This window comes from Pseudomonas sp. RAC1 (assembly GCF_030658255.1).
GTDB classification, from domain to species: domain Bacteria; phylum Pseudomonadota; class Gammaproteobacteria; order Pseudomonadales; family Pseudomonadaceae; genus Aquipseudomonas; species Aquipseudomonas boreofloridensis.
Genome location: NZ_JAUTXS020000029.1, coordinates 108235 through 130610 on the forward strand (window position 1 = coordinate 108235; position 22376 = coordinate 130610).

General features: G+C 64.9%; 19 protein-coding genes and 1 tRNA gene. 11 read left to right on the forward strand and 9 right to left on the reverse strand.

Translation table 11 applies throughout. The features are described from left to right. Nucleotides 1-171: 171 nt before the first annotated feature. Complete coding sequence (locus Q7C30_RS09740) at nt 172-1548, reverse strand: L-serine ammonia-lyase (RefSeq protein ID WP_317871381.1); 1377 nt, start codon at nt 1546-1548, stop codon at nt 172-174. A 442-nt stretch (nt 1549-1990) separates the two neighbouring features. On the opposite strand from Q7C30_RS09740, the gene Q7C30_RS09745 reads away from it, so the two are divergent. The 3 genes from Q7C30_RS09745 (at nt 1991) to choV (ending at nt 5072) form a co-directional block, all read left to right on the forward strand. Beyond that, on the forward strand, nt 1991-2938 hold the full coding sequence (locus Q7C30_RS09745; RefSeq protein WP_317871382.1) for a choline ABC transporter substrate-binding protein: 948 nt from the start codon (nt 1991-1993) through the stop codon (nt 2936-2938). A gap of 110 nt (nt 2939-3048) precedes the next feature. Further along, the gene (gene choW, locus Q7C30_RS09750; protein ID WP_209435542.1) at nt 3049-3897 is read left to right on the forward strand and encodes a choline ABC transporter permease subunit; all 849 of its coding nucleotides are present in this window, start codon (nt 3049-3051) and stop codon (nt 3895-3897) included. Then, on the forward strand, nt 3894-5072 hold the full coding sequence (gene choV / locus Q7C30_RS09755) for a choline ABC transporter ATP-binding protein (protein ID WP_029612905.1): 1179 nt from the start codon (nt 3894-3896) through the stop codon (nt 5070-5072). The genes choW and choV overlap by 4 nt, the downstream gene beginning before the upstream one ends. Before the next feature lie 87 nt (nt 5073-5159). Here choV and hisF read toward each other — a convergent pair whose 3' ends face one another. The 5 genes from hisF to Q7C30_RS09780 form a co-directional block, all read right to left on the reverse strand. Continuing rightward, complete coding sequence (gene hisF / locus Q7C30_RS09760; protein ID WP_029612904.1) at nt 5160-5930, reverse strand: imidazole glycerol phosphate synthase subunit HisF; 771 nt, start codon at nt 5928-5930, stop codon at nt 5160-5162. 102 nt (nt 5931-6032) lie between these two features. Then, nucleotides 6033-6764, reverse strand: coding sequence for a 1-(5-phosphoribosyl)-5-[(5-phosphoribosylamino)methylideneamino]imidazole-4-carboxamide isomerase (gene hisA / locus Q7C30_RS09765; protein ID WP_317871383.1), 732 nt, complete (start codon nt 6762-6764; stop codon nt 6033-6035). 113 nt (nt 6765-6877) lie between these two features. After that, nucleotides 6878-7516 (reverse strand): imidazole glycerol phosphate synthase subunit HisH, encoded by a 639-nt coding sequence (gene hisH / locus Q7C30_RS09770; RefSeq protein ID WP_029612900.1) that lies wholly within the window; start codon nt 7514-7516, stop codon nt 6878-6880. After that, the gene (hisB, locus tag Q7C30_RS09775; RefSeq protein WP_039581346.1) at nt 7516-8109 is read right to left on the reverse strand and encodes an imidazoleglycerol-phosphate dehydratase HisB; all 594 of its coding nucleotides are present in this window, start codon (nt 8107-8109) and stop codon (nt 7516-7518) included. Before hisB ends, hisH begins: the two co-directional genes overlap by 1 nt. Before the next feature lie 198 nt (nt 8110-8307). Then, nucleotides 8308-9957 carry an OFA family MFS transporter gene (locus tag Q7C30_RS09780; protein ID WP_039581349.1) on the reverse strand — a complete coding sequence of 550 codons (1650 nt, stop codon included), beginning with the start codon at nt 9955-9957 and terminating at the stop codon, nt 8308-8310. 393 nt (nt 9958-10350) lie between these two features. On the opposite strand from Q7C30_RS09780, the gene Q7C30_RS09785 reads away from it, so the two are divergent. The 5 genes from Q7C30_RS09785 to ppk2 all read left to right on the forward strand — a co-directional run bounded on the left by Q7C30_RS09785 (nt 10351) and on the right by ppk2 (nt 15276). Beyond that, nucleotides 10351-12597: an AsmA family protein gene (locus Q7C30_RS09785; protein ID WP_317871384.1), complete on the forward strand. Its 2247-nt coding sequence runs from the start codon at nt 10351-10353 to the stop codon at nt 12595-12597. After that, the gene (gene mutY / locus Q7C30_RS09790) at nt 12594-13661 is read left to right on the forward strand and encodes an A/G-specific adenine glycosylase (protein WP_317871385.1); all 1068 of its coding nucleotides are present in this window, start codon (nt 12594-12596) and stop codon (nt 13659-13661) included. The genes Q7C30_RS09785 and mutY overlap by 4 nt, the downstream gene beginning before the upstream one ends. Further along, the gene (locus tag Q7C30_RS09795; protein WP_029612825.1) at nt 13658-13930 is read left to right on the forward strand and encodes an oxidative damage protection protein; all 273 of its coding nucleotides are present in this window, start codon (nt 13658-13660) and stop codon (nt 13928-13930) included. Before mutY ends, Q7C30_RS09795 begins: the two co-directional genes overlap by 4 nt. A 122-nt stretch (nt 13931-14052) precedes the next feature. Next, nucleotides 14053-14128: transfer RNA gene (locus tag Q7C30_RS09800), tRNA-Phe, on the forward strand. Between the two features lie 170 nt (nt 14129-14298). Beyond that, nucleotides 14299-15276, forward strand: a complete 978-nt coding sequence (gene ppk2, locus Q7C30_RS09805) for a polyphosphate kinase 2 (RefSeq protein ID WP_317871386.1) — start codon at nt 14299-14301, stop codon at nt 15274-15276. A 57-nt stretch (nt 15277-15333) separates the two neighbouring features. On the opposite strand, the gene Q7C30_RS09810 is transcribed toward ppk2, so the two are convergent. The 3 genes from Q7C30_RS09810 to Q7C30_RS09820 form a co-directional block, all read right to left on the reverse strand. Beyond that, nucleotides 15334-15531 (reverse strand): hypothetical protein, encoded by a 198-nt coding sequence (locus tag Q7C30_RS09810; protein WP_029612828.1) that lies wholly within the window; start codon nt 15529-15531, stop codon nt 15334-15336. Between the two features lie 181 nt (nt 15532-15712). Continuing rightward, nucleotides 15713-16819 carry an agmatine deiminase gene (aguA, locus tag Q7C30_RS09815; protein WP_317871387.1) on the reverse strand — a complete coding sequence of 369 codons (1107 nt, stop codon included), beginning with the start codon at nt 16817-16819 and terminating at the stop codon, nt 15713-15715. 123 nt (nt 16820-16942) lie between these two features. After that, nucleotides 16943-19867 (reverse strand): aminotransferase, encoded by a 2925-nt coding sequence (locus Q7C30_RS09820; protein ID WP_317871388.1) that lies wholly within the window; start codon nt 19865-19867, stop codon nt 16943-16945. Between the two features lie 204 nt (nt 19868-20071). Between Q7C30_RS09820 and rfbA the strand changes: the two genes are divergently transcribed. Genes rfbA through rfbD form a run of 3 tightly spaced genes read left to right on the forward strand, consistent with a single transcriptional unit; the run spans nt 20072 to nt 22346 of the window. Continuing rightward, nucleotides 20072-20947 carry a glucose-1-phosphate thymidylyltransferase RfbA gene (rfbA, locus tag Q7C30_RS09825; protein WP_116889657.1) on the forward strand — a complete coding sequence of 292 codons (876 nt, stop codon included), beginning with the start codon at nt 20072-20074 and terminating at the stop codon, nt 20945-20947. Beyond that, nucleotides 20944-21489: a dTDP-4-dehydrorhamnose 3,5-epimerase gene (gene rfbC, locus Q7C30_RS09830; protein WP_029612831.1), complete on the forward strand. Its 546-nt coding sequence runs from the start codon at nt 20944-20946 to the stop codon at nt 21487-21489. The genes rfbA and rfbC overlap by 4 nt, the downstream gene beginning before the upstream one ends. Continuing rightward, nucleotides 21486-22346 (forward strand): dTDP-4-dehydrorhamnose reductase, encoded by an 861-nt coding sequence (gene rfbD / locus Q7C30_RS09835; protein ID WP_317871389.1) that lies wholly within the window; start codon nt 21486-21488, stop codon nt 22344-22346. Before rfbC ends, rfbD begins: the two co-directional genes overlap by 4 nt. Nucleotides 22347-22376 lie beyond the last annotated feature (30 nt).

Consider the following 22376-nt stretch of genomic DNA (forward strand, 5'->3'; position numbering starts at 1 on the left):
CTGCGTGTGACGGCTGAGCAATTCGGTAGCACTTGTGGGAAGGTTGCTCAGAAGCGACATCCATGAGTGTCACCGACAATGACACGCTCGATAGCGACAGCCGACGGTCGGTCGCGTTGGCCGCTGCACAACGATGCAGCACAGCGGCCAGAAAAGGGCCAGATCGGCGCATCAGCACTCGACGGCGTTGACGGCCAGACCGCCGCGCGAGGTTTCCTTGTACTTGTCGTGCATGTCGGCGCCGGTGTCGCGCATGGTGCGGATCACGTGATCGAGGGAGATGAAGTGCTCGCCGTCACCGCGCAGGGCCATCTGCACGGCGTTGATGGCTTTCACCGCCGCGATGGCGTTGCGCTCGATGCAGGGCACCTGGACCAGACCGCCGACCGGGTCGCAGGTCAGCCCGAGGTTGTGCTCCAGGGCGATCTCGGCGGCGTTCTCCAGTTGCGCCGGGGTGGCGCCGAGCACGTCGGCAAGCCCAGCGGCGGCCATGGCGCACGCCGAACCGACCTCGCCCTGGCAGCCCACTTCGGCGCCGGAGATCGAGGCGTTCTTCTTGCACAGGATGCCCACCGCCGCCGCCCCCAGGAAGAAGTCCACCACGTTGGACTCGTCCACCGCGTCGGAGAAGCGCATGTAGTAGTGCAGCACCGCCGGAATGATGCCTGCCGCACCGTTGGTCGGCGCGGTGACCATCCGCCCACCGGCGGCATTTTCTTCATTGACCGCCAGGGCGAACAGGTTGACCCACTCCATGGCGCTCATGGTCGAGCCGATCACGTTGGGCTTGCCGATCTCTTGCAGACTGCGGTGCAGCTTGGCCGCACGGCGCCGCACGTTGAGCCCACCGGGCAGCGTGCCTTCGTACTTCAGGCCGTTGTTCACGCATTCCTGCATGGCTTGCCACAGCTTGAGCAGACCGGCGCGAATCTCCGCCTCGCTGCGCCAGACCTTTTCGTTCTCCATCATTAATTGCGACACGCGCATGTCGTTTTGCTTGCACAGCCGGAGCAGCTCGGCGGCGCTGTTGAAATCGTAGGGCAGCACGGTCTGGTCGGCATCCAGCACGCCACTGGCGGCCTGCTGCGCATCGACCACGAAGCCGCCGCCGACCGAGTAGTAGGTGTCGCGGTGCAGCTCACCGGCGGTGCCCTCGGCGACCAGGGTCATGGCGTTGGGGTGATACGGCAGGTTCTCGTCGAGCAGCAGCATGTCGCGGGCCCAGACGAAGTCGATGGGCAGGCGGTTGTCCAGCAACAGCGTGCCGGTTGCGCGCAGGTCGGCGATACGCGGGGTGATCTGGGTCGGGTCGATGGAGTCGGGCCATTCGCCCATCAGCCCCATGATCGTGGCGTTGTCGGTGCCATGGCCGATACCGGTGGCCGACAGCGAGCCGTACAGGCGCACCTCGACGCGTCTCACCTGCTCCAGTTCGCCGCGCTCACGCAGCCCCTGGACGAACAGCGCGGCGGCGCGCATGGGGCCGACGGTATGCGAGCTGGAAGGCCCGACACCGATCTTGAACAGGTCGAACACGCTGATGGCCATTGTCGAATCACCTCTTGATGGGCTTGTTCCTGCGCGCCAGGTGGCGGCGCAGCCAGCTGCTAGGCTGAGGGCGGCGGGTGCCGCGAATGCACGCATGATCGGGGTTTTAACCCAGCCTTCGCCGTCTGCAACCGACCTGATTTTGTCCGGCAGCGCCCTGTGGGGATGGCCACTGTCTGGCCGCTTTCAGGCGAGCCAATGACGCAATTGCACGGCCTCGGGGAGGGAAAAATCCGTAAACGACATTGCCCGTACTGGATGCGACCTGTCCTGCACTGGTTACGACTCCACCAGTAGGCGATTGCCGAACGCTGGTGGATTATCGAAAGCGACTCGTATTGCACGGCCTCGCAACCTGCCCTCTGCAGGCCCGGACGATCAGCCCCCGAGAAAGGACTGGCGTACTGCGCGAACCCGAAGAAAAAATCACAGGAGTCCACCCATGAACGCTTCGCCCTCGCTGTTACTGGCCGCGTTGCTCGCAGCCCCGCTGCTGGCCCAGGCCGCCGAACCCGAGCAATGTCAGACGGTTCGCTTTTCCGACGTCGGCTGGACCGACATCACCGTGACCACCGCCACCACCAGCGCCGTCCTCGAGGCGCTGGGCTACAAGACCCACACCACCATGATCTCGGTACCGGTGACCTACAAGTCGCTGGCCAACGGCAGAGACCTGGACGTGTTTCTCGGCAACTGGATGCCGACCATGGAAAACGACATCAAGGCGTACCGCGACGCCGGTACCGTCGAGACCGTGCGCGCCAACCTGGAAAACGCCAAGTACACCCTGGCCGTGCCGCAGTACCTGTACGACAAGGGCCTGAAGGATTTCAGCGACATCGCCAAGTTCAAGCAGGAACTGGGCGGCAAGATCTACGGCATCGAGCCGGGTAACGATGGCAACCGCACCATCCAGAAGATGATCGACGACAACGCCTTCGGCCTGAAGGACGCCGGTTTCAAGATCGTCCAGTCCAGCGAAGCGGGCATGCTCAGCCAGGTCGACAAGGACCAGCGCAAGAACGAGGCCATCGTCTTCCTCGGCTGGGAACCCCACCCGATGAATACCCGCTTCAAGATGCAGTACCTGACCGGCGGCGATGCCTATTTCGGTCCCGACTTCGGCAAGGCCACCGTCTACACCAACACCCGCAAAGGCTACACCGAGCAGTGCAGCAACGTCGGCCAGTTGCTGAAGAACCTGGTGTTCGATCTCAAGGACGAGAGCACCATGATGGGCTATGTCCTGGACGAAAAGATGAAACCCGACGCCGCCGCCAAGCGCTTCATCAAGGACAACCCTGGCAAGCTGGATGCCTGGCTCGCGGGCGTGACCACCGTGGATGGCAAACCGGGCCTGGAGGCGGCCAAGGCCAAGCTCACGCAATAACAATGAAATACGCAGTAGCAGTAATGGTCGCCAACGGCCATTAGGCACTACCTCGGGACGCCACCGTGACGTCCCGGACTGATTTCAATCTTTGCAGGTGGAAGCTCGCTATCATGCTTATCGATCAGAAAATACCTTTGGGGCAGTACATGGCCTCATTCGTCGAGTGGTTGACCCAACATGGCGCCAACTACTTCGATGCCATCGCCCAAGGGCTGGAGTTCATGATCCACGGCGTCACCAGTACGCTGACCTGGTTCAATCCACTCGTGCTCATCGCCATTTTCGCCGCCCTGGCGCACCTGATTCAGCGAAAAGTGGCGCTGACCGTGTTCGTCGCGGTGTCGTTCCTGCTGATCCTCAACCTGGGCTACTGGCAGGAAACCATGGAGACCCTCGCCCAGGTCAGTTTCGCCACGGTGGTCTGCGTGGCCATCGGTGTGCCGCTGGGCATCGTCGCCGCGCACAAGCCGATGTTCTACACCGCCATGCGTCCGGTGCTGGACCTGATGCAGACCGTCCCCACCTTCGTCTACCTGATCCCGACCCTGACCCTGTTCGGCCTGGGCGTGGTGCCCGGCCTGATCTCCACCGTGGTCTTCGCCATCGCCGCGCCGATTCGCCTGACCTACCTGGGCATCTGCGACGTACCGCAGGAGCTGATGGACGCCGGCAAGGCCTTTGGCTGCTCGCGCCGCCAGTTGCTCACGCGCATCGAACTGCCCCACGCCATGCCCAGCATCGCCGCCGGGGTCACCCAGTGCATCATGCTGTCGCTGTCGATGGTGGTGATCGCCGCGCTGGTCGGCGCCGATGGCCTGGGCAAGCCTGTGGTCAACGCACTCAACACCGCCGACATCTCGCTCGGCTTCGAAGCGGGCCTGGCGATCGTGCTGTTGGCGATCATGCTCGACCGTATCTGCAAGCAACCGGAACAGCCGGCAAGGAGTGAAGCATGAGCATCATTCGCTTCGAAGATGTCGATGTCATCTTCTCCACCAAGCCGCGCGAAGCGCTGGCGCTGCTCGACGAAGGCAAGACCCGCGAGCAGATCCTCAAGCAGACCGGCCTGGTGGTCGGCGTGGAAAAAGCCAACCTGGACATCCAGAAGGGCGAGATCTGCGTGCTGATGGGCCTGTCCGGTTCGGGCAAGTCGAGCCTGCTGCGCTGCATCAACGGCCTGAACACCGTCAGCCGCGGCAAGCTGTTCGTCGAGCACGAAGGCAAGCACATCGACATTGCCCACTGCACCCCGGCGGAACTGAAGATGATGCGCACCAAGCGCATCGCCATGGTGTTCCAGAAGTTCGCCCTGATGCCCTGGCTGACGGTGCGCGAGAACATCAGCTTTGGCCTGGAAATGCAGGGCCGCCCCGAGAAGGAGCGGCGCAAGCTGGTGGACGAGAAACTCGAGCTGGTGGGCCTGACCCAGTGGCGCAACAAGAAGCCCGACGAACTGTCCGGCGGCATGCAGCAGCGCGTGGGCCTGGCCCGGGCACTGGCGATGGATGCCGACATCCTGCTGATGGACGAACCTTTCTCGGCACTCGACCCGCTGATCCGCCAAGGTCTGCAGGATGAACTGCTGGAGTTGCAGCGCAAGCTGAGCAAGACCATCGTCTTCGTCAGCCACGACCTGGACGAGGCGCTGAAACTGGGCAGCCGTATCGCGATCATGAAGGACGGTCGGATCATCCAGTACAGCAAGCCCGAAGAAATCGTGCTCAACCCGGCCGACGAGTACGTGCGCACCTTCGTCGCCCACACCAACCCACTCAACGTGCTGTGCGGCCGCAGCCTGATGCGCAGCGTCAACGACTGCAAGCGGATCAACGGTTCGGTGTGCCTGGACCCCAGCGGCGATTCGTGGCTGGACCTGGGCGAAGGCGGTTCGCTGCAACGTGCACGTCAGGGGCAGAACGGGCTGGACTTGCAGAACTGGGCACCGGGTCAGGACGTGGAAAGCCTCGGTCGCAGGCCGACCCTGGTGCATGCCGACATCGGCATGCGCGAGGCGCTGCAGATCCGCTATCACACGGGCAACAAGCTGGTGTTGCAGGAGAACGACAAGGTGGTCGGCATCCTCGGCGACACCGAGCTGTACCACGCGTTGCTGGGCAAGAACCACGGTTGAAGCCATCGCGGGGCAAGCCCCCTCCCCCCCGCCCCAGGGGGCGGGCGTGCCCCGCGATTGGGCCGCCTGGCGGCCCGCTTCACTGAATCAGCGCACCACGATCCCGCGCGAAGCCATGTAGGCCTTGGCCTCCGGCACCGTGTACTCGCCGAAGTGGAAGATACTCGCCGCCAGCACCGCGCTGGCATGCCCTTCCAGAATGCCGTCGGCCAAGTGCTGCAGGTTGCCTACACCACCCGATGCGATCACCGGAATGCCCAGCGCATCGCTGATGGCACGGGTCACGCCCAGGTCGAAGCCGTTCTTCATGCCGTCCTGATCCATGCTGGTCAGCAGGATCTCCCCCGCCCCCAGCGCTTCCATTTTCTTCGCCCATTCCACGGCATCGAGCCCGGTCGGCTTGCGCCCGCCGTGGGTGAAGATCTCCCAGCGCGGCACTTCGCCGGGGCCCGAGACTTTCTTGGCGTCGATGGCGACGACGATGCACTGCGAGCCGAAGCGATCGGCCGCTTCCCCGACGAACTCCGGGTTGAAGACCGCAGCGGTGTTGATCGACACCTTGTCGGCCCCGGCGTTGAGCAGGTTGCGGATGTCCTGCACGCTGCGCACGCCACCGCCGACGGTCAGGGGGATGAACACTTGGCTGGCCATGCGCTCGACGGTGTGCAGCGTGGTGTCGCGACCATCGACGCTGGCGGTGATGTCGAGGAAGGTGATCTCGTCGGCGCCCTGCTCGTTGTAGCGCCGGGCGATCTCCACCGGATCGCCGGCATCACGGATGTTCTCGAACTTGACGCCCTTGACCACCCGGCCGTTGTCCACGTCCAGGCAAGGGATGATGCGTTTGGCTAAAGCCATGGGTCAGCCTCCTGAAGGCAGCGGCAAGCTTCAAGCTTCAAGCTGCAAGCGGCTCGCATAGCGCTCTCCATCTTGCAGCTTGCCGCTTGTAGCTTGCAGCTCTTAGTAGTTGTCGCAGAAGCCCTGGGCCTGGGCGACGTCGAGAGTGCCTTCGTAGATGGCACGGCCGGTGATGGCGCCGATGATGCCGGGGGCCTTGGCGTCCAGCAGGGCCTTGATGTCACCCAGGTTGTGGATACCGCCCGAGGCGATCACCGGGATCGAGGTGGCTTCGGCCAGGGCCTTGGTGAAGGGCACGTTGCAGCCCTGCATCATGCCGTCCTTGGCGATGTCGGTGTAGACGATCGCCGAGACGCCGTCGGCCTCGAAACGCTTGGCCAGGTCGATGACCTGCACCGAACTGACCTCGGCCCAGCCGTCGGTGGCGACGAAGCCGTCCTTGGCATCCAGGCCGACGATGACCTTGCCGGGGAAGGCCTTGCAGGCCTCGGCGACGAACTCGGGCTGCTTGACCGCCTTGGTGCCGATGATCACGTAGCTGACACCGGCCCTGACGTAATGCTCGATGGTTTCCAGCGAACGGATACCGCCGCCGATCTGGATCGGCAGGGTCGGATAACGCTTGGCGATGGCAGTGACCACCTCGCCATTGACCGGCTGGCCTTCGAAGGCGCCGTTGAGGTCGACCAGGTGCAGGCGGCGGCAGCCACCCTCGACCCATTTGGCAGCCATGCTCACCGGGTCATCGGAGAACACCGTGGAGTCTTCCATGCGGCCTTGACGCAGGCGCACGCAGGCACCGTCCTTCAGATCGATAGCGGGGATGATCAGCATGTGTGTTCCTCAAAATTCACAAGCTGCAAGCCTCAAGCGACAAGCTTGCACGCGGTTGTTCGAGCTGCGCGCTCCTGCTGGGCGCTTGCAGCTCGAAGCTTGAAGCTGTGGGTTTACCAGCGCCCGTCCCAGGCCACGAAGTTCTGCAGCAATTGCAGGCCATGGGTGTGGCTTTTTTCCGGGTGGAACTGCACGGCGAAGCGCGAGCCGTCGGCCAGTGCGGCGGCGAAGTCGACACCGTAATGGCCACGACCGACCACCTGGCCCGGCTTGCCGGCCTGGATGTAGTAGCTGTGCACGAAGTAGAAACGCGCGCGGTCCGGCACGTCGTGCCACAGCGGATGGTCGACGCACTGGCTGACTTCGTTCCAGCCCATGTGCGGCACCTTCAGGTGCTCGCCGTCTTCCTCCAGGCCCTTGCCGAAGAACCGCACCTGGCCAGGGAACAGGCCGATGCAATCGACGCCTTCGTTTTCCTCACTGTGTTCGAGCAGCGCCTGCATGCCCACGCAGATGCCGAGAAACGGACGGTCCTGGCTGACTTCACGCACCAGGGCGTCGAAGCCCAGGCGGCGGATTTCGGCCATGCAGTCGCGGATCGCACCCACGCCGGGGAATACCACGCGGTCAGCCTCGCGGATCACCGCCGCGTCGCTGGTGACCAGCACCTTGCCGGCGCCCACGTGCTCGAGGGCCTTGGCCACCGAGTGCAGGTTGCCCATGCCATAGTCGATGACGGCGACGGTCTGCATCACAGGCATCCCTTGGTCGAAGGCATCTGACCGGCCATGCGCTCGTCGAGCGTCACGGCCATGCGCAAGGCGCGGCCGAAGGCCTTGAACACGGTTTCGATCTGGTGGTGGGTGTTGTGCCCGCGGATCGTGTCGATGTGCAGGGTGACCAGCGCGTGGTTGACGAAGCCCTGGAAGAACTCCTGGAACAGGTCCACATCGAAACCGCCGACCGAAGCGCGGGTGAACGGCACGTGCATCTGCAGGCCCGGGCGGCCGGAGAAGTCGATGACCACGCGCGACAGCGCTTCGTCCAGCGGCACGTAGGCATGGCCATAGCGGAAGATGCCCTTCTTGTCGCCGACGGCCTTGGCGAACGCCTGGCCGAGGGTGATGCCGACGTCTTCGACGGTGTGGTGATCGTCGATATGCAGGTCGCCCTTGCATTCGATGTCCAGATCGATCAGCCCGTGCCGGGCGATCTGGTCGAGCATGTGTTCAAGGAAAGGCACGCCGATATCGAATCGGGCCTTGCCGCTGCCATCCAGGTTGATCGAGGCCTTGACCTGGGTTTCCAGGGTATTGCGCTCGACGGAAGCCTTACGTTCGACCATCACCAGCTCCGCAAAATCATTGGGCGAAAAGGGCTGCATTATAGGCCCAGAACGCGCCGGCTTGAAACGCGGATGACGTGTGGCGACGCCGTAAATGCATCGCGGGGCAAGCCCGCCCCCACAGTGCAGAACCTGTGGGAGCGGGCTTGCCCCGCGATAGGGCCATCGCAGCCAGCCATCAGCCGGCTGTCATCGGCCTCAGTGGAACAGCACCGCCGTCTTCTGCAAGGTGACCCACACGCCCCAGGCCAGTGGAATCACCACCACCGCCCAGGCCAGCAGCACCAGCGGCAGGCTGCCCGGCGCGGCGTGCCATTCCAGCGACTTGGCCCCGTCGGCGCCTTTGTCGTGGCTCAGCGCGCGCTCGGCGGCCAGCTCGGCATCGGTCATGAAGTACTTGTCGGCCACCGGACGCACCAGCAGGTTGCAGATGAAGCCCAGCACCAGCAGGCCGGCGAGGATGTACAAGGTCATGTCGTAGGCAGCGGCGCGTGGCACGCCGGCCGCCAACTGCGCTTCACGCAGGTAGGTGATCAGCACCGGGCCGAGCACGCCGGCCGCCGCCCAGGCGGTGAGCAGGCGGCCGTGGATCGCGCCGACCATCTGCGTGCCGAACAGGTCGGCCAGGTAGGCCGGAACGGTCGAGAAACCGCCGCCGTACATCGACAGGATGATGCAGAACGCCGCCACGAACAGCGCGACGTTACCGATGTGGCCCATGTTCGGCACCAGCGTGTACAGGCCCACGCCCAGGGCGAAGAAGGCGAAGTAGGTGTTCTTGCGCCCGATGTAGTCGGAGAACGACGCCCAGAAGAAGCGTCCGCCAATGTTGAACAGGCTCAGCAAGCCGGTGAAGCCCGCGGCGATGGCGGCGATCTGCGCCAGTTGCGCGGCATTGAGCTCACTGAAGCTCAGGTCGTTGCCCAGCAACTTGCCGCCGAACACTTCCTGCAGCAGAGGCGAAGCCATGCCGAGGATGCCGATACCGGCCGACACGTTCAGGCACAGCACCAGCCACACCAGGGCGAACTGCGGGGTTTTCCAGGCCACGCTGACGTGCACGTGACGGTCGGTGACCATGGCGTTGGCTTTCTTCGCCGGCGGCGTCCAGCCCTCGGGTTTCCAGCCGGTCGGCGGCACCCGGTAAGCCAGGGCGCCTGCGGTCATGAACACGAAATAGATGGCCGCCATGGCGATGAAGCTCTGCCACACGCCCACTTCCTGGCCGTTGGCGAAGTGCCCCATCAGCGCCGTGGCCAGCGGTGCACCCACCATCGCGCCGCCGCCGAAGCCCATGATCGCCATGCCGGTGGCCATGCCGCGCTTGTCCGGGAACCACTTGATCAGGGTCGAAACCGGCGAAATGTAGCCCAGCCCCAGGCCGATACCGCCGATCACACCCGACCCCAGCCACATCATCCACAGTTGATGGGTCTTGATGCCGATGGCCGAGATCACCAGGCCGCCACACCAGCACAGCGCCGAGACCAGGCCAGCCTTGCGCGGACCGGCATGTTCCAGCCAGCCGCCGAGCACGGCGGCCGAGCAGCCGAGGAAGACGAAGAACAGGGTGTAGATCCAGCTCAGCATCGAGATCTGCCAGTCGCAGTCGGCGCTGAACAGACGGGCGATGAAGCCCAGGTCGGGCGAGCAGGCCACTGGTGCGGTGATGCCGATGGCTTGCGACAGCGGCAGCCAGAACACCGAGAAGCCGTAGGCCATGCCGATGCACAGGTGGATAGCCAATGCCGCCGGGGGTACCAGCCAGCGGTTGAAGCCCGGGCGGGCGATGATGCGCTCCTTGGACAGGAAGCCTGGCGCCGCCCCTGTCGTGTTGCTGCTAGTCATGGATTCGATCCTTATATGAATTGTCAGTGCTTACGGATCGTTTCCCTGGCGTTTCGCGGCACACAAGGCGAATTACGCGCCGTTTTCGGCATCATTGCCCCGCGACAATCGGTCGCGGACACTCCGGAAGCGGCGCAAGGTTACCAGCATAAAGTGACGGCGAGATCAAACTGACATCATTATTTTTCATAAATCTGCTCGCCCCGTGATTTCGTGCGCAAGCGTTTGCGTCCGATCAGGCTGGGCAGTCTTCGAACGGAACTGTGTCGGGCGACGCTGTCGAAGCCCTTTCATGGCAAACGCCCCCTATCGCGCGTCAGTTACTCAGAAGCGGCGCGCACGGCGCTATACTCTGGCGCTCGAATTCATCCATCGGACTACAAGGACTCGCCCATGAAAGCGTTCGGCAAAATCCTGGGGCTTGGACTTCTCGGGTTGTTGCTGATCATCGTGGCGCTGGGCTTCGCCCTGACCCACCTCTTCGATCCCAACGACTACAAAGACGAAATCCGCGAGCTGGCCCGCAAGAAGGCCCACGTCGAGCTGACCCTCAACGGTGACATCGGCTGGAGCCTGTTCCCCTGGCTGGGCCTGGAACTGCATGAGGCGAGCATCGCCACGCTGAACAACCCCAAGCAGCCGTTCGCCGACCTGCAGATGCTCGGCTTGTCGGTGCGCGTCCTGCCGCTGCTGCGCCGCGAGGTGCAGATGAGCGACGTGCGCGTCGAAGGCCTGAACCTGACCCTGGTGCGCGACCCGCACGGCCACGGCAACTGGGAGGACATCGGCAAGCCGCTGCCCGAGCAGAACGCCAGCGCCCCAACGGCCCCAGCCGAGCCGAGCGAAGCGCCCGCGCCAGCCAAGGGCGATGCCAACGAACGCGCCGTGAAGCTGGACATCGACAGCCTCACCGTGAACAACGCCCGAGTGCAGTTCACCGACGAGCAGAGCGGCAGGAGCTATGGCGCCGAAAGCATCCAACTGAGCACCGGTCCCGTGCATGACGGCGTCAGCACACCGATCAAAGCCAGTGCCTTCGTCAGCGCCAGCGAACCGAACATCAAGGCGCGCACCGAGCTGGTCGGCGATCTGCGCTTTGATCGCAAGCTCAAGCGCTATAGCCTCGAAGACATGCGCTTGTCCGGCGAAACCTCGGGCGAGCCAACCGCCGGCAAGACCGTGACCTTCGCCGCCCAGGGCCAGGTACTGGCCGACCTGGGCGCCGACGTCGCCTCCTGGACTGGCCTCAAGGTCTCGGCCAACCAGTTGCGTGCACTCGGCGAGCTGAATCTGCGCGACCTGAGCAGCACCCCGCAGATCAGCGGCGCGCTGTCCATCGCCCAGTTCAACCTGCGCACCTTCCTCGACGGCATCGGCCATCCGCTGCCGGCCACCGCCGATGCGAACGCCTTCGCCAAGCTCGAACTGGTCACCCGCCTGGAAGGTTCGCCAACCGCCATCGCCCTGCCAGACCTGGCGGTGAAACTCGATGACAGCAGCTTCACCGGCCGCGTCGCCATCGAAGACTTCGCCAAGCAGGCGCTGCGCGTGCAGCTCAAGGGCGACAAGTTCGACGCCGACCGCTACCTGCCGGCCAAGAGCGAGCAGGCCAAAGGTGCCAAGGCCGCGCGTCAGGCCGAGGTGCAGCAGCAGGAAGCCACGGCAGTCGCCGGGGCCGGCTCCACGCCGCTGCCGAGCGCACCCACCCAAGTGGCCTGGAGCACCGACAAGCTGCTGCCGGTCGATCGCCTGCGTGCCCTGGACCTGCAAGCCGACCTGTCGTTCGGCGCCCTGACCCTGGACAAGCTGCCGATCACCGACGCTCACCTGCAAGCCTCCGGCCAAGGCGGCCTGCTGACCCTGCAGACCCTGCGCGGCGGCCTGTACAACGGCAGCTTCGAGGCCAAGGGCACGGTCGATGTGCGTCCGGCCGTGCCGCAACTGGGCGTCAACACGCAGATCACCCGCGTACCGGTCGAACACTTCATCAAACGCGACACGCCAGATCAGGCCCCGCCGGTCAAAGGCCTGCTGACCCTGTCCAGCGACCTCACTGCCAGCGGCAACAGCCAGAAAGCGCTGGTCGATACGCTCAATGGCAATGCCAGCTTCACCATCACCGATGGCGTGCTGGTCAACGCCAACCTCGAACAGCAGCTGTGTCAGGCCATCGCCACCCTCAACCGCAAGCAGCTCAGCGGCGAGCCACGGGCCAAGGACACGCCGTTCCAGGAGCTGCGCGGCACCTTGGTGGTGCGCAACGGCGTGGCCAGCAACCCGGACCTGAAGGTGCGCATCCCAGGCCTGACCGTCAACGGCCATGGCGACGTGGACCTGCGCGTGCTGGGCATGGACTACGGCATCGGCGTACTGGTCGAGGGCGATCAGCGGGCCATGCCCGACCCGGCCTGCCAGGTCAACGAGCGCTACGTCGGCGTCGAGCTGCCGCTGCGCTGCCGCGGCCCGCTGGAGCTGGGCGCCAAGGCCTGCCGCCTGGACAAGGACGGCCTGGGCAAGGTCGCCGCCAAGCTGGCCGGCAATCGCCTGAAAGACAAGATCGACGAGAAGCTCGATGAAAAGCTCGGCGACAAGGTCAGCCCGGAATTGAAGGACGCGCTCAAGGGGCTGTTCAAACGATGAGCCCCCAGCAGTTCTCCAGCGCCGTGCTGGAGTGGTTCGACCAGCACGGCCGCCACGACCTGCCCTGGCAACAGGGCATCACCCCGTACCGGGTGTGGGTGTCGGAAATCATGTTGCAGCAGACCCAGGTGAGCACAGTGCTCAACTACTTCGACCGTTTCATGCAGGCGCTGCCGACCGTGCAGGCGCTGGCCGAGGCGCCCGAAGACGAAGTGCTGCACCTGTGGACAGGCCTGGGGTACTACACCCGTGCGCGCAACCTGCAGAAGGCGGCGCAGATCGTCGTCGCCGAGCACGCGGGCGAATTCCCGCGCAGCGTCGCCCAGCTCACCGAACTGCCCGGCATCGGCCGCTCCACCGCCGGTGCCATCGCCAGTATCAGCATGGGCCTTCGCGCGCCGATCCTCGACGGCAACGTCAAGCGCGTGCTGGCGCGGTTCACCGCGCAAGGCGGCTACCCCGGCGAGCCAAAGGTCGCCAATGCCCTGTGGATGGCGGCCGAGCGCTTCACGCCGACGACGCGGGTCAACGACTACACCCAGGCGATGATGGACCTGGGTGCCACGCTGTGCACCCGCTCCAAGCCCAGTTGCCTGATCTGCCCGCTACAGCGCGGCTGCGAAGCGCACCTGCTGGGCGAGGAAAAGCGCTACCCCGAGCCCAAGCCGCGCAAAGCCCTGCCCCAGCGCCGGGCGCTGATGCCGCTGCTGACCAACCACGAAGGCGCCATCCTGCTCTACCGCCGCCCCTCCAGCGGCCTGTGGGGCGGTCTGTGGAGCCTGCCGGAGCTGGACAGCCTGGAGCAGCTCGACGACCTCACCTACCAGCATGGCCTGCGCATGACCGAACGCCAGGCGCTGCAAGGCCTGACCCATACCTTCAGCCATTTCCAACTGGCAATCGAACCCTGGCTGGTCCGCGTGGACTCGCTCGGACCGCACGTGGCCGAGCCCGACTGGCTCTGGTATAACCTCGCCACCCCGCCGCGCCTGGGCCTCGCCGCCCCAGTGAAGAAACTGCTGGCCCGCGCGGCCGACGCATTGATTGCAGGAGAGTCCCGATGACCCGCACCGTGAAGTGCCGCAAGTACAACGAAGAACTGCCCGGCCTGCCGCGCCCGCCCTACCCGGGCGCCAAGGGCCAGGACATCTACGAACACATCTCGCAGAAGGCCTGGGACGAGTGGCAGAAGCACCAGACCATGCTGATCAACGAGAAGCGCCTGAACATGATGAACGGCGAGGACCGCAAGTTCCTCCAGGCCGAGATGGACAAGTTCTTCGCCGGCGAGGACTACGCCCAGGCTGAAGGCTACGTGCCACCGAGCGCCTGAGCCCGAGCACGGCCCATGTCTGTACAAAAAACAGGCAACGGCCGTAAGCGACGGAATTAATTTAAAATTTTTTCAAAAAGTCGTTGACGCAAGATCTGAAAACCTTTTTAATTCGCCCCGTCGCCCAGATAGCTCAGTCGGTAGAGCAGAGGATTGAAAATCCTCGTGTCGGCGGTTCGACTCCGTCTCTGGGCACCACCATTAAGCATCGGGTGGTTGCAAAGTTACCCGAAGCGACACAAGAAACCCGCCCAGTGCGGGTTTTTTGTTGCCTGGGATTTGGCTGCCGGGCTTGATCAATGTCAAACCGCCATCCTCCGCATCCCCTTAAGCTACGCCATGGACCCCCGATTCCCGCAAGGATCTCCATGAGCGACGACGCACCTCTTCCCCTCCCCACCGCCTCTGCCACGCCCACACCCGCGCGCACGGCTCGCGCCCGCAAGCGCAAGCCCGAAGCGACCATCACCCGCATCAGCCAACAGCCTGCCGCACTGGAAGTGGCCACCGCCCGCAAGGGCAGCAACGAAGACAGCACCAGCGCCCGCCTGCCGGCCAGCTATCCCTACGCCACCCGGATGCGCCGCCAGGAGTACGAAAAGGCCAAGCACGCGCTGCAGATCGAGCTGCTCAAGGTACAAAGCTGGGCCAAGGACACCGGCCAGCGCATCGTGGTGTTGTTCGAGGGACGCGACGCGGCCGGCAAAGGCGGCACCATCAAGCGCTTCATGGAACACCTCAACCCACGCGGCGCACGCATCGTGGCGCTGGAAAAGCCTTCGGAACAGGAAAAGGGCCAGTGGTACTTCCAGCGCTACATCCAGCACCTGCCCACCGCCGGGGAAATGGTGTTCTTCGACCGCTCCTGGTACAACCGCGCCGGCGTCGAGCGGGTGATGGACTTCTGCTCGCCGCTGCAATACCTGGAGTTCATGCGCCAGGCCCCCGACCTCGAACGCATGCTGTGCAACAGCGGCATCCTGCTGTTCAAATATTGGTTCTCGGTCAACCGCGAAGAGCAGCTGCGCCGTTTCATCTCGCGCCGTGACGATCCGCTCAAGCACTGGAAGCTGTCGCCCATCGACATCAAGTCGCTGGACAAGTGGGACGACTACACCGCGGCCAAGGAAGCCATGTTCTTCCACACCGACACCGCCGATGCGCCCTGGACCGTGATCAAGTCCGACGACAAGAAGCGCGCCCGACTCAACTGCATCCGCCACTTCCTCCATGCCCTGGACTATCCGGACAAGGACCACAGCGTCGCCCATGCCCCCGACCCCTTGCTGGTCGGGCGGGCGATGCGCGGTTTCGAAGAGGACGAGGCCACGGAACTGGCCGGCTGAAAAACAAACGCCACCGTGTGAACGGTGGCGTTTGCCGTCGCGATACCGGGCTGGCGGTCAGTGCCAGACAGCGGCGAGCGCGTCGAGCTCTGCGTCGCTGAGCAATCCCTGCGGGTATCGCGCATCCAGAAGGCGGCGTGGATCGGTCTTCCTGACCCGGAGGCTTCCATGGTGCTTCAACCACTGCGCCAACACCTTGAGCGATTCGTGATCGATCGCCACGGGGGACATAGCCGACTCACTTGCTGCATTCATTTCGACACGTACTCCCTGGAGGCGTGAGCGGCCAAACTACCGGGTGAATGTTACAGAACGGGGGTGTGGCCCCCTGCCTGAACCATCCGGCTGAATGCGATACAAGAGCTGTGCCAGGGTGCTGGTCGATCATCGCGAGCGACGCTCGATCAGCACCCTGCCTGGCAGGGTGGAGGCCGGCTCAGCGCTTGACCGGCGCTGGCTGCTGCTGGGTCAGGCAGTGGATATTGCCGCCACCCAACAGCAGCTCGCGGCCGGGGATCATCACCACCTCGTGGTCGGGGAACAGCTCGGTGAGGATCGCTCTGGCGCGGGCGTCGGCTGGATCGTCGAAGCTGGGTGCGATGATGCCGCCGTTGACGATCAGGAAGTTCACGTAGGATCCGGCCAGGCGCACCGAGGGATCGCGCGGCTGGCTGCCGGCGACCTGGTCGACGCCGGCGCATTCTTCTTCGGTGGCATAAAGCGGTCCAGGAATGGGCATCTTGTGCACCACGAACTCGCGCCCTTTGGCATCGCGGGTGTTCTTCAGCACCTCGTAGGCGGCGTGGCAACGGGCATGGTTGGGGTCATTGGAATCATCGGTCCAGGCCAGTAACACTTCGCCTGGACGCACGTAACAGCAGAAATTGTCGACGTGGCCGTCGGTCTCGTCGTTGTAAAGCCCATCGGGCAACCAGACGATGGTCTGCACCGCCAACTGCTCGCGCAGGACCTCTTCGATCTGCTCGCGGCTCAGGTGCGGGTTGCGGTTGCGATTGAGCAGGCATTCCTCGGTGGTGATCAGCGTGCCCTCGCCATCGACATGGATCGAGCCGCCCTCGAGCACGAAGCCTTCGGTGTGATAGCGCTGGCAACGCTCCATTTCCATGACTTTGGCGGCCAGCTCTTCGTCACGGTTCCACGGCGCGTACAGACCGCCGTCAAAGCCACCCCAGGCGTTGAAGCCCCAGTCGACCCCACGCACTTCGCCATGGTCGTCGATGACGAAGGTCGGGCCGGTGTCGCGCACCCAGGCATCGTCGCTGCTCATTTCCACCACACGGATGTTCGGCAGTTCGAGCTGACGACGGGCGTTGCCGTACTGCCCAGCCGACACCGCCACGGTGACCGGCTCGAAGCGGGCGATGGCCTTGGCCAGGGTCACATGGGCCGCCTGCGCGGGCTTGCCGCCCTGGCGCCAGTTGTCCGGACGCTCCGGCCACACCATCCACACCTGGGTCTGTGGCGCCCACTCGGCGGGCATGTGGAAACCGTCGGCGCGGGGAGTCGAATCAAGGGTCTTCATGGAAAGCCTCTGCAGAGTTGGGGGCGAGCCCGGGCCACGAATGGCTGGATGCCGCCCAATTTATCCGATGCAAATCGGTATTTAAAGGGTACCAAAGCCTAAAATAATGAATTATACGTTTAATTAGTCGATATTAATCGACATGAATTCAGTGATTTCGCCCAGCACCTGATCCACGCAGTCGACAAAGTAGTCCACGCTGGCGCGCGTGGTGCACATGGGCGGCTTGATCTTGAGGATGTTCAGGTAATCGCCGGTCGGCTGCATGAAGATCCCCAGCTCGCGCAGGCGATCGCACAACAGCTGGGTTTCCTCGGTGGCCGGCTCCAGGGTGTGACGATCGCGGACCAGCTCCAGCCCCAGGTAGAACCCCGAACCATGGGCCGCACCGGCCAGCGGGTGCTTGTCCACCAGCGCTTGCAGGCGCGACTTGAAATGCCGGCCCACCTCGCGGGCGTTGTCCCACAGCCCCTCGTCGCGCATGACATCGAGCACCGCGATGCCGATGCGGCAACTCACCGGGCTGCCACCGGCCGAGGAAAAGAAGTAGCCCTCGGCCTCCAGCGCCTCGGCGATCTCGCGCCGGGTGATCACCGCCCCCAACGGCTGGCCGTTGCCCATGCCCTTGGCCATGGTGATGATGTCCGGCACCACGCCCTGCTCTTCGAAGCCCCAGAAATGCTCGCCCAGGCGGCCGTAGCCGACCTGCACTTCATCGGCGATGCACACCCCGCCACGCGCGCGCACCAGGGCGTAGGCCTGGCGCAGGTAATCCGGCGGCAGCGAGATACCCCCGGCATTGCCATACACCGGCTCGCAGATCATCCCCGCCAGTTGGCGCCCTCGCGCGTCCAGGTCGGCCAGCTTGGCCTCGACATCGCGCAAGTAGGCCGCCGCACTGTCGGGCCCGCGAAAACGTCCGCGGAAGGTGTTCGGTGCCTCTACCGGATGCACCCAGTCCGGGCGGGTCTCCAGGGCCTGCGGGTTGTCGGCGATCGAAGTGGAAATCGCGTCGGTGGCCACCGACCAGCCGTGGTAGGCCTCCAGCACACTGAGCAGGTCGCGCCCGCCGCTGTAGGCCCAGGCCAGACGGATCGCCAGGTCGTTGGCCTCGGTGCCGCTGTTGACCAGGAACACCCGGTCGAACCCAGGCGGCGCCAACGCCAGCAACCGTTCGGAGAATTCGGCGATGGCCGCGTAGTGGAAGCGCGAGTTGGTGTTGAGCAGCGACCATTGCCGCGCCGACTCGGCAACCATGCGTGGATGACCATGGCCGAGCACGGCCACGTTGTTGAGCATGTCCAGGTACGAGCGACCCTGCATGTCGATCAGGTAGTTGCGCCAGCCCCGCTCGATGTGCGGCGGCTGGGTGTAGTAATGCTTCTGCGAGCGGGCGAAGCTGGCATCGCGACGGGCCAGCAGGGCCTGGGAGTCGGCCAGCGGTTCGGCGTCGCAGTCGAAACCAAGCAGCGCCGCCGGCGACGGGCACAAGGCCAGCCAGGTGGCCGCCTGCGACGGCCTGGCAAAAAACGGCGGCTGAATGTCGGTGTCCAGCGCAAGCTGCACGCCGAGCAGGCCGCAGGTGGAACCGAGCACCTGGCCCTTTTCCACCGACTCGCCGTCCTCGGGCGTGCGCTCCAGCCCGCTCAGCCACAGCCCCCACTGGGCCGTGCTCAGACAGCCGCGCCCATCGCCGGTGCTCAGCCAGATGCCCGCCTGGGGCGCGTGCAGCAAGGTTCCGATGGACAGCTTCAATTCCACGCCCAAGGCACAGGTAGCCGGCTCGTCCGGGCGGTCGATGTGGGTCTGCGACAGCCGATACTGGCCGTACTGGGTGCTGGCCGGCGCGGGCTGGGCGAGTAGCAGACGCTGGTCGAAGCCGGCCTGTTGCCAATTGCCAGCGTCGCAGTGCGGGCTGAGCACGCCGAGGTCGAGCAGGCTGACCTTCTCCCGCGCCAGGCTCGGCAGCAGCGGCGCGCAGCCGGCCAGGTCCGGCGCCTGCGCTGCCATGCCTGCCGCGTGCAGGATCGCCGCTTCCATCAGCGCGGCAGGCAGGGCGGTGGCGGTGTTGAAGATCTCCCACTCATGGGCGATGTTGTCGCGGATGTACTGGTTGTCGGGGTCGACCGTCAGTTGCTGCTCGCTGCTCAGCACCAGCACCGCCGAACGGTTCAGCAACAACGGCCACAGGGCGCGCAACTCGGCTTCGCTCAGCGGGTTGACCGCCTGGTAGGCGGCGACCACCGGCAGGATGCGAAGCGGATCGCCAGCGGCATGGTGGAGCATGGCCGCGCAGGTGACGGACAAATCGGCGATGCGCCAGGTGCGCGACAGATCGCCGAAGTCGATCACCCCCCGCGCCTGCCATTGCAGGTGCTCATCCAGCGCCCACACCACGTTGTCATCGGTGATGTCCAGGTGCACGGCCTGCTTGGGCAACTGCCCGACCAGGGGCGCCAGGCGTCGCTGCGACTGGCTGGCCACTTCCGCGACGCGCTCGCGGTGGGCGCGGTCCTTGATCACCGGCAGCAGGTGTTCGATCAGCACCCCGGCATGGCGCGGATCCCACTGCAGGGTACGCTCCAGGCCCGGATGGTCGAAGTCGGCCAGGGCCTTGCCGACCTGGGCGCACAAGGCACCCAGTTCAGCCATCAAGCGCTGCGGCAGGTGCGCCAGACGCGTCAGCGGCTGGCCGTCGAGGTACTCGAGCACGCGCCCGCGCAAGGCCTGGCCACCGATCTGCAAAGCCAGCAACCGGCTACCGTCCAACGCCGCACGCACCGCTGGCACCGGCAGGCCGTGCTCGCGCAGGTAGGCCAGTGCCGCATGCTGGGCCTCCAGCTCGACCCGTGCATAACTGCCGTGGCACAGCTTGAACACGAAACGACCCTGATCGCTGTCCAGCCGGAAATTCACGTCCTGCTGGCTGCCAAGAGGCACCAGCGACCCGTGCAGACCGTAGTAGGCCTGCAAGGCCTGGTGGGCCTGCGTCTCGGAAACCTGGGGGCGTGGCAGGCTGGAGCGGTGGATCAGGGTGTGCAGCGGCATGGTGCGAACCTCGGCCTCGATTTCGCCTATGACGCCACCACCCTCGCCGGGACGCAAGTGGGGCTCGCTGCAGTCTGTCACTGCATGCGCGCAGTACGCGCTATGATGAAGCCTTTGCCGGCCTGGCGACCTCACGTGATCGAGGCTGCGGTTCGGCGTCGAGCGGACATCGCTGGGCCAATTCGATTTCAAGGACCTGATCGCATGACCAAAGGCATCGTGCTCGCCGGAGGCTCCGGCACTCGCCTGCACCCCATCACCCTGAGCGTGTCCAAGCAACTGCTGCCGATCTACGACAAGCCGATGATCTACTATCCGATCTCGGTGCTGATGCTCGCCGGCATCCGCGACATCCTGCTGATTTCCACGCCCCAGGACCTGCCGCAGTACCGCGCGCTGTTCGGCGACGGGAGTCGGTTCGGCATCAACCTCAGCTACGCCGAGCAACCCTCGCCGGACGGTCTGGCCCAGGCCTTCCTGATCGGCGAGTCGTTCATCGGCAGCGACTCGGTATGCCTGATCCTGGGCGACAACATCTTCCATGGCCAAGGCTTCAGCGAACAGTTGCAGCGCGCCGTCAGCCGCCCGAGCGGGGCGACGGTGTTCGGCTATCTGGTGAAGGATCCCGAGCGCTTCGGCGTGGTCGAGTTCGACGCGCAGGGCAAGGCGCTGTCGGTCGAGGAAAAGCCGGCCGTGCCACGCTCGAACTACGCCGTCACCGGCCTGTATTTCTACGACAACGACGTCGTCGAGATCGCCAAGGGCGTGCGCCCCTCGGCCCGGGGCGAGCTGGAGATCACCGACATCACCAACGCTTACCTGCAACGCGGCGACCTGCGCGTGGAGCGCTTCGGACGCGGCTTCGCCTGGCTCGACACCGGCACCCACGACAGCCTGCTGGAAGCTTCGCAGTATGTGCAGACCATCGAGCACCGTCAGGGCCTGAAGGTGGCGTGCCTGGAGGAGATCGCCTACCAGAAGGGCTGGATCGGCAAGGAACAACTGCTGGCCAAGGCCGACGAATTGAAAAAGACCGGCTACGGTCATTACTTGAGCAAACTGGCTGAAGACACACCATGAACGTCATTCCCACCGCCATTCCCGACATCCTGATCATCGAGCCGAAGGTCTTCGGTGACAGCCGTGGCTTTTTCCTGGAGAGCTACAACGCCCGCGCCTTCGCCGAACGCACCGGGGTGCAGGCATCCTTCGTCCAGGACAACCATTCGCGCTCGCAGCGAGGCGTCCTGCGCGGCCTGCATTACCAAGTGCAGAACCCCCAGGGCAAGCTGGTACGCGTGACCCAGGGCGAAGTGCTCGACGTTGCCGTCGACATCCGCCGCAGCTCGCCCACCTTCGGCCAGTGGGTCAGCACCCGGCTGTCCGCCGACAATCAGCACCAGATGTGGATTCCGCCAGGCTTCGCCCATGGTTTCGTGGTGCTCAGCGAGTCGGCGGACTTCCTCTACAAGACCACCGACTACTACAACCCCGCCGCCGAACGCTGCATCCGCTGGGACGATCCACAACTGGGCATCGACTGGCAATTGCAGGGTGCCCCCCTGCTATCGGCCAAGGACCAGGTTGGGCCTTTGCTGCAAGACGCGGAGCTGTTCCCATGAAGATTCTGGTCTGCGGGCACCACGGCCAGCTCGCCCAAGCGTTGCACGGGGCCTTGGCCGGTCTGGGCGAACTGCACCTGCTGGGTCGCGACCAGCTCGATCTGGCCAATCCCGAAGCGCTGCGCGCGCCGCTGCGTCGGCTGGCACCGGACCTGATCGTCAACGCCGCTGCGCACACGGCGGTGGACCAGGCCGAAAGCGAAGCCGAACTGGCCTACGCGATAAACGCCGAAGGCCCGCGCGTGCTGGCCGAGGAAGCTGCGCGCCTGAAGGCGCCGCTGATCCACTATTCCACCGACTACGTGTTCGACGGCAGCAAGACCTCTGCCTACACCGAAGCCGACACACCCAACCCCCTGGGCGTCTACGGGCAGAGCAAGCTGGCCGGCGAGCAGGCGATCACCGCCGTGGGCGGCGAGCACCTCATCCTGCGCACCAGTTGGGTGTATTCGCTGCACGGGCGCAACTTCCTGCTGACCATGCAGCGCCTGCTGCAGGAACGCGCGCAGTTGAAGGTGGTGAGCGACCAGATCGGTGCCCCGACCTGGGCCGGCACCCTCGCCGCCAGCACCCGCGCCTTGATCGAACGCTGGCAGTCCGGCGAGTCCGGCGCCTGGGGCACTTATCACCTCACGGCCCAGGGCGAGACCTCCTGGTTCGGCTTCGCCCAGGCCATCGCCACGCACCTGCAAGCGCGCGGCCTGCCCTGCGCCGAGTTGCTGCCGATTCCCAGCAGCGAGTACCCGACCCCGGCGCGGCGCCCGCTGAACTCGCGGCTGGACTGCTCGCGCCTGGCCCAGCAGTGGCACGTCAGCCAGCCGTATTGGCAGCAGGCGCTGAACGACTGCCTGAACTAGCGCATAATCGCGTCAGATCCTTCTGGCGCA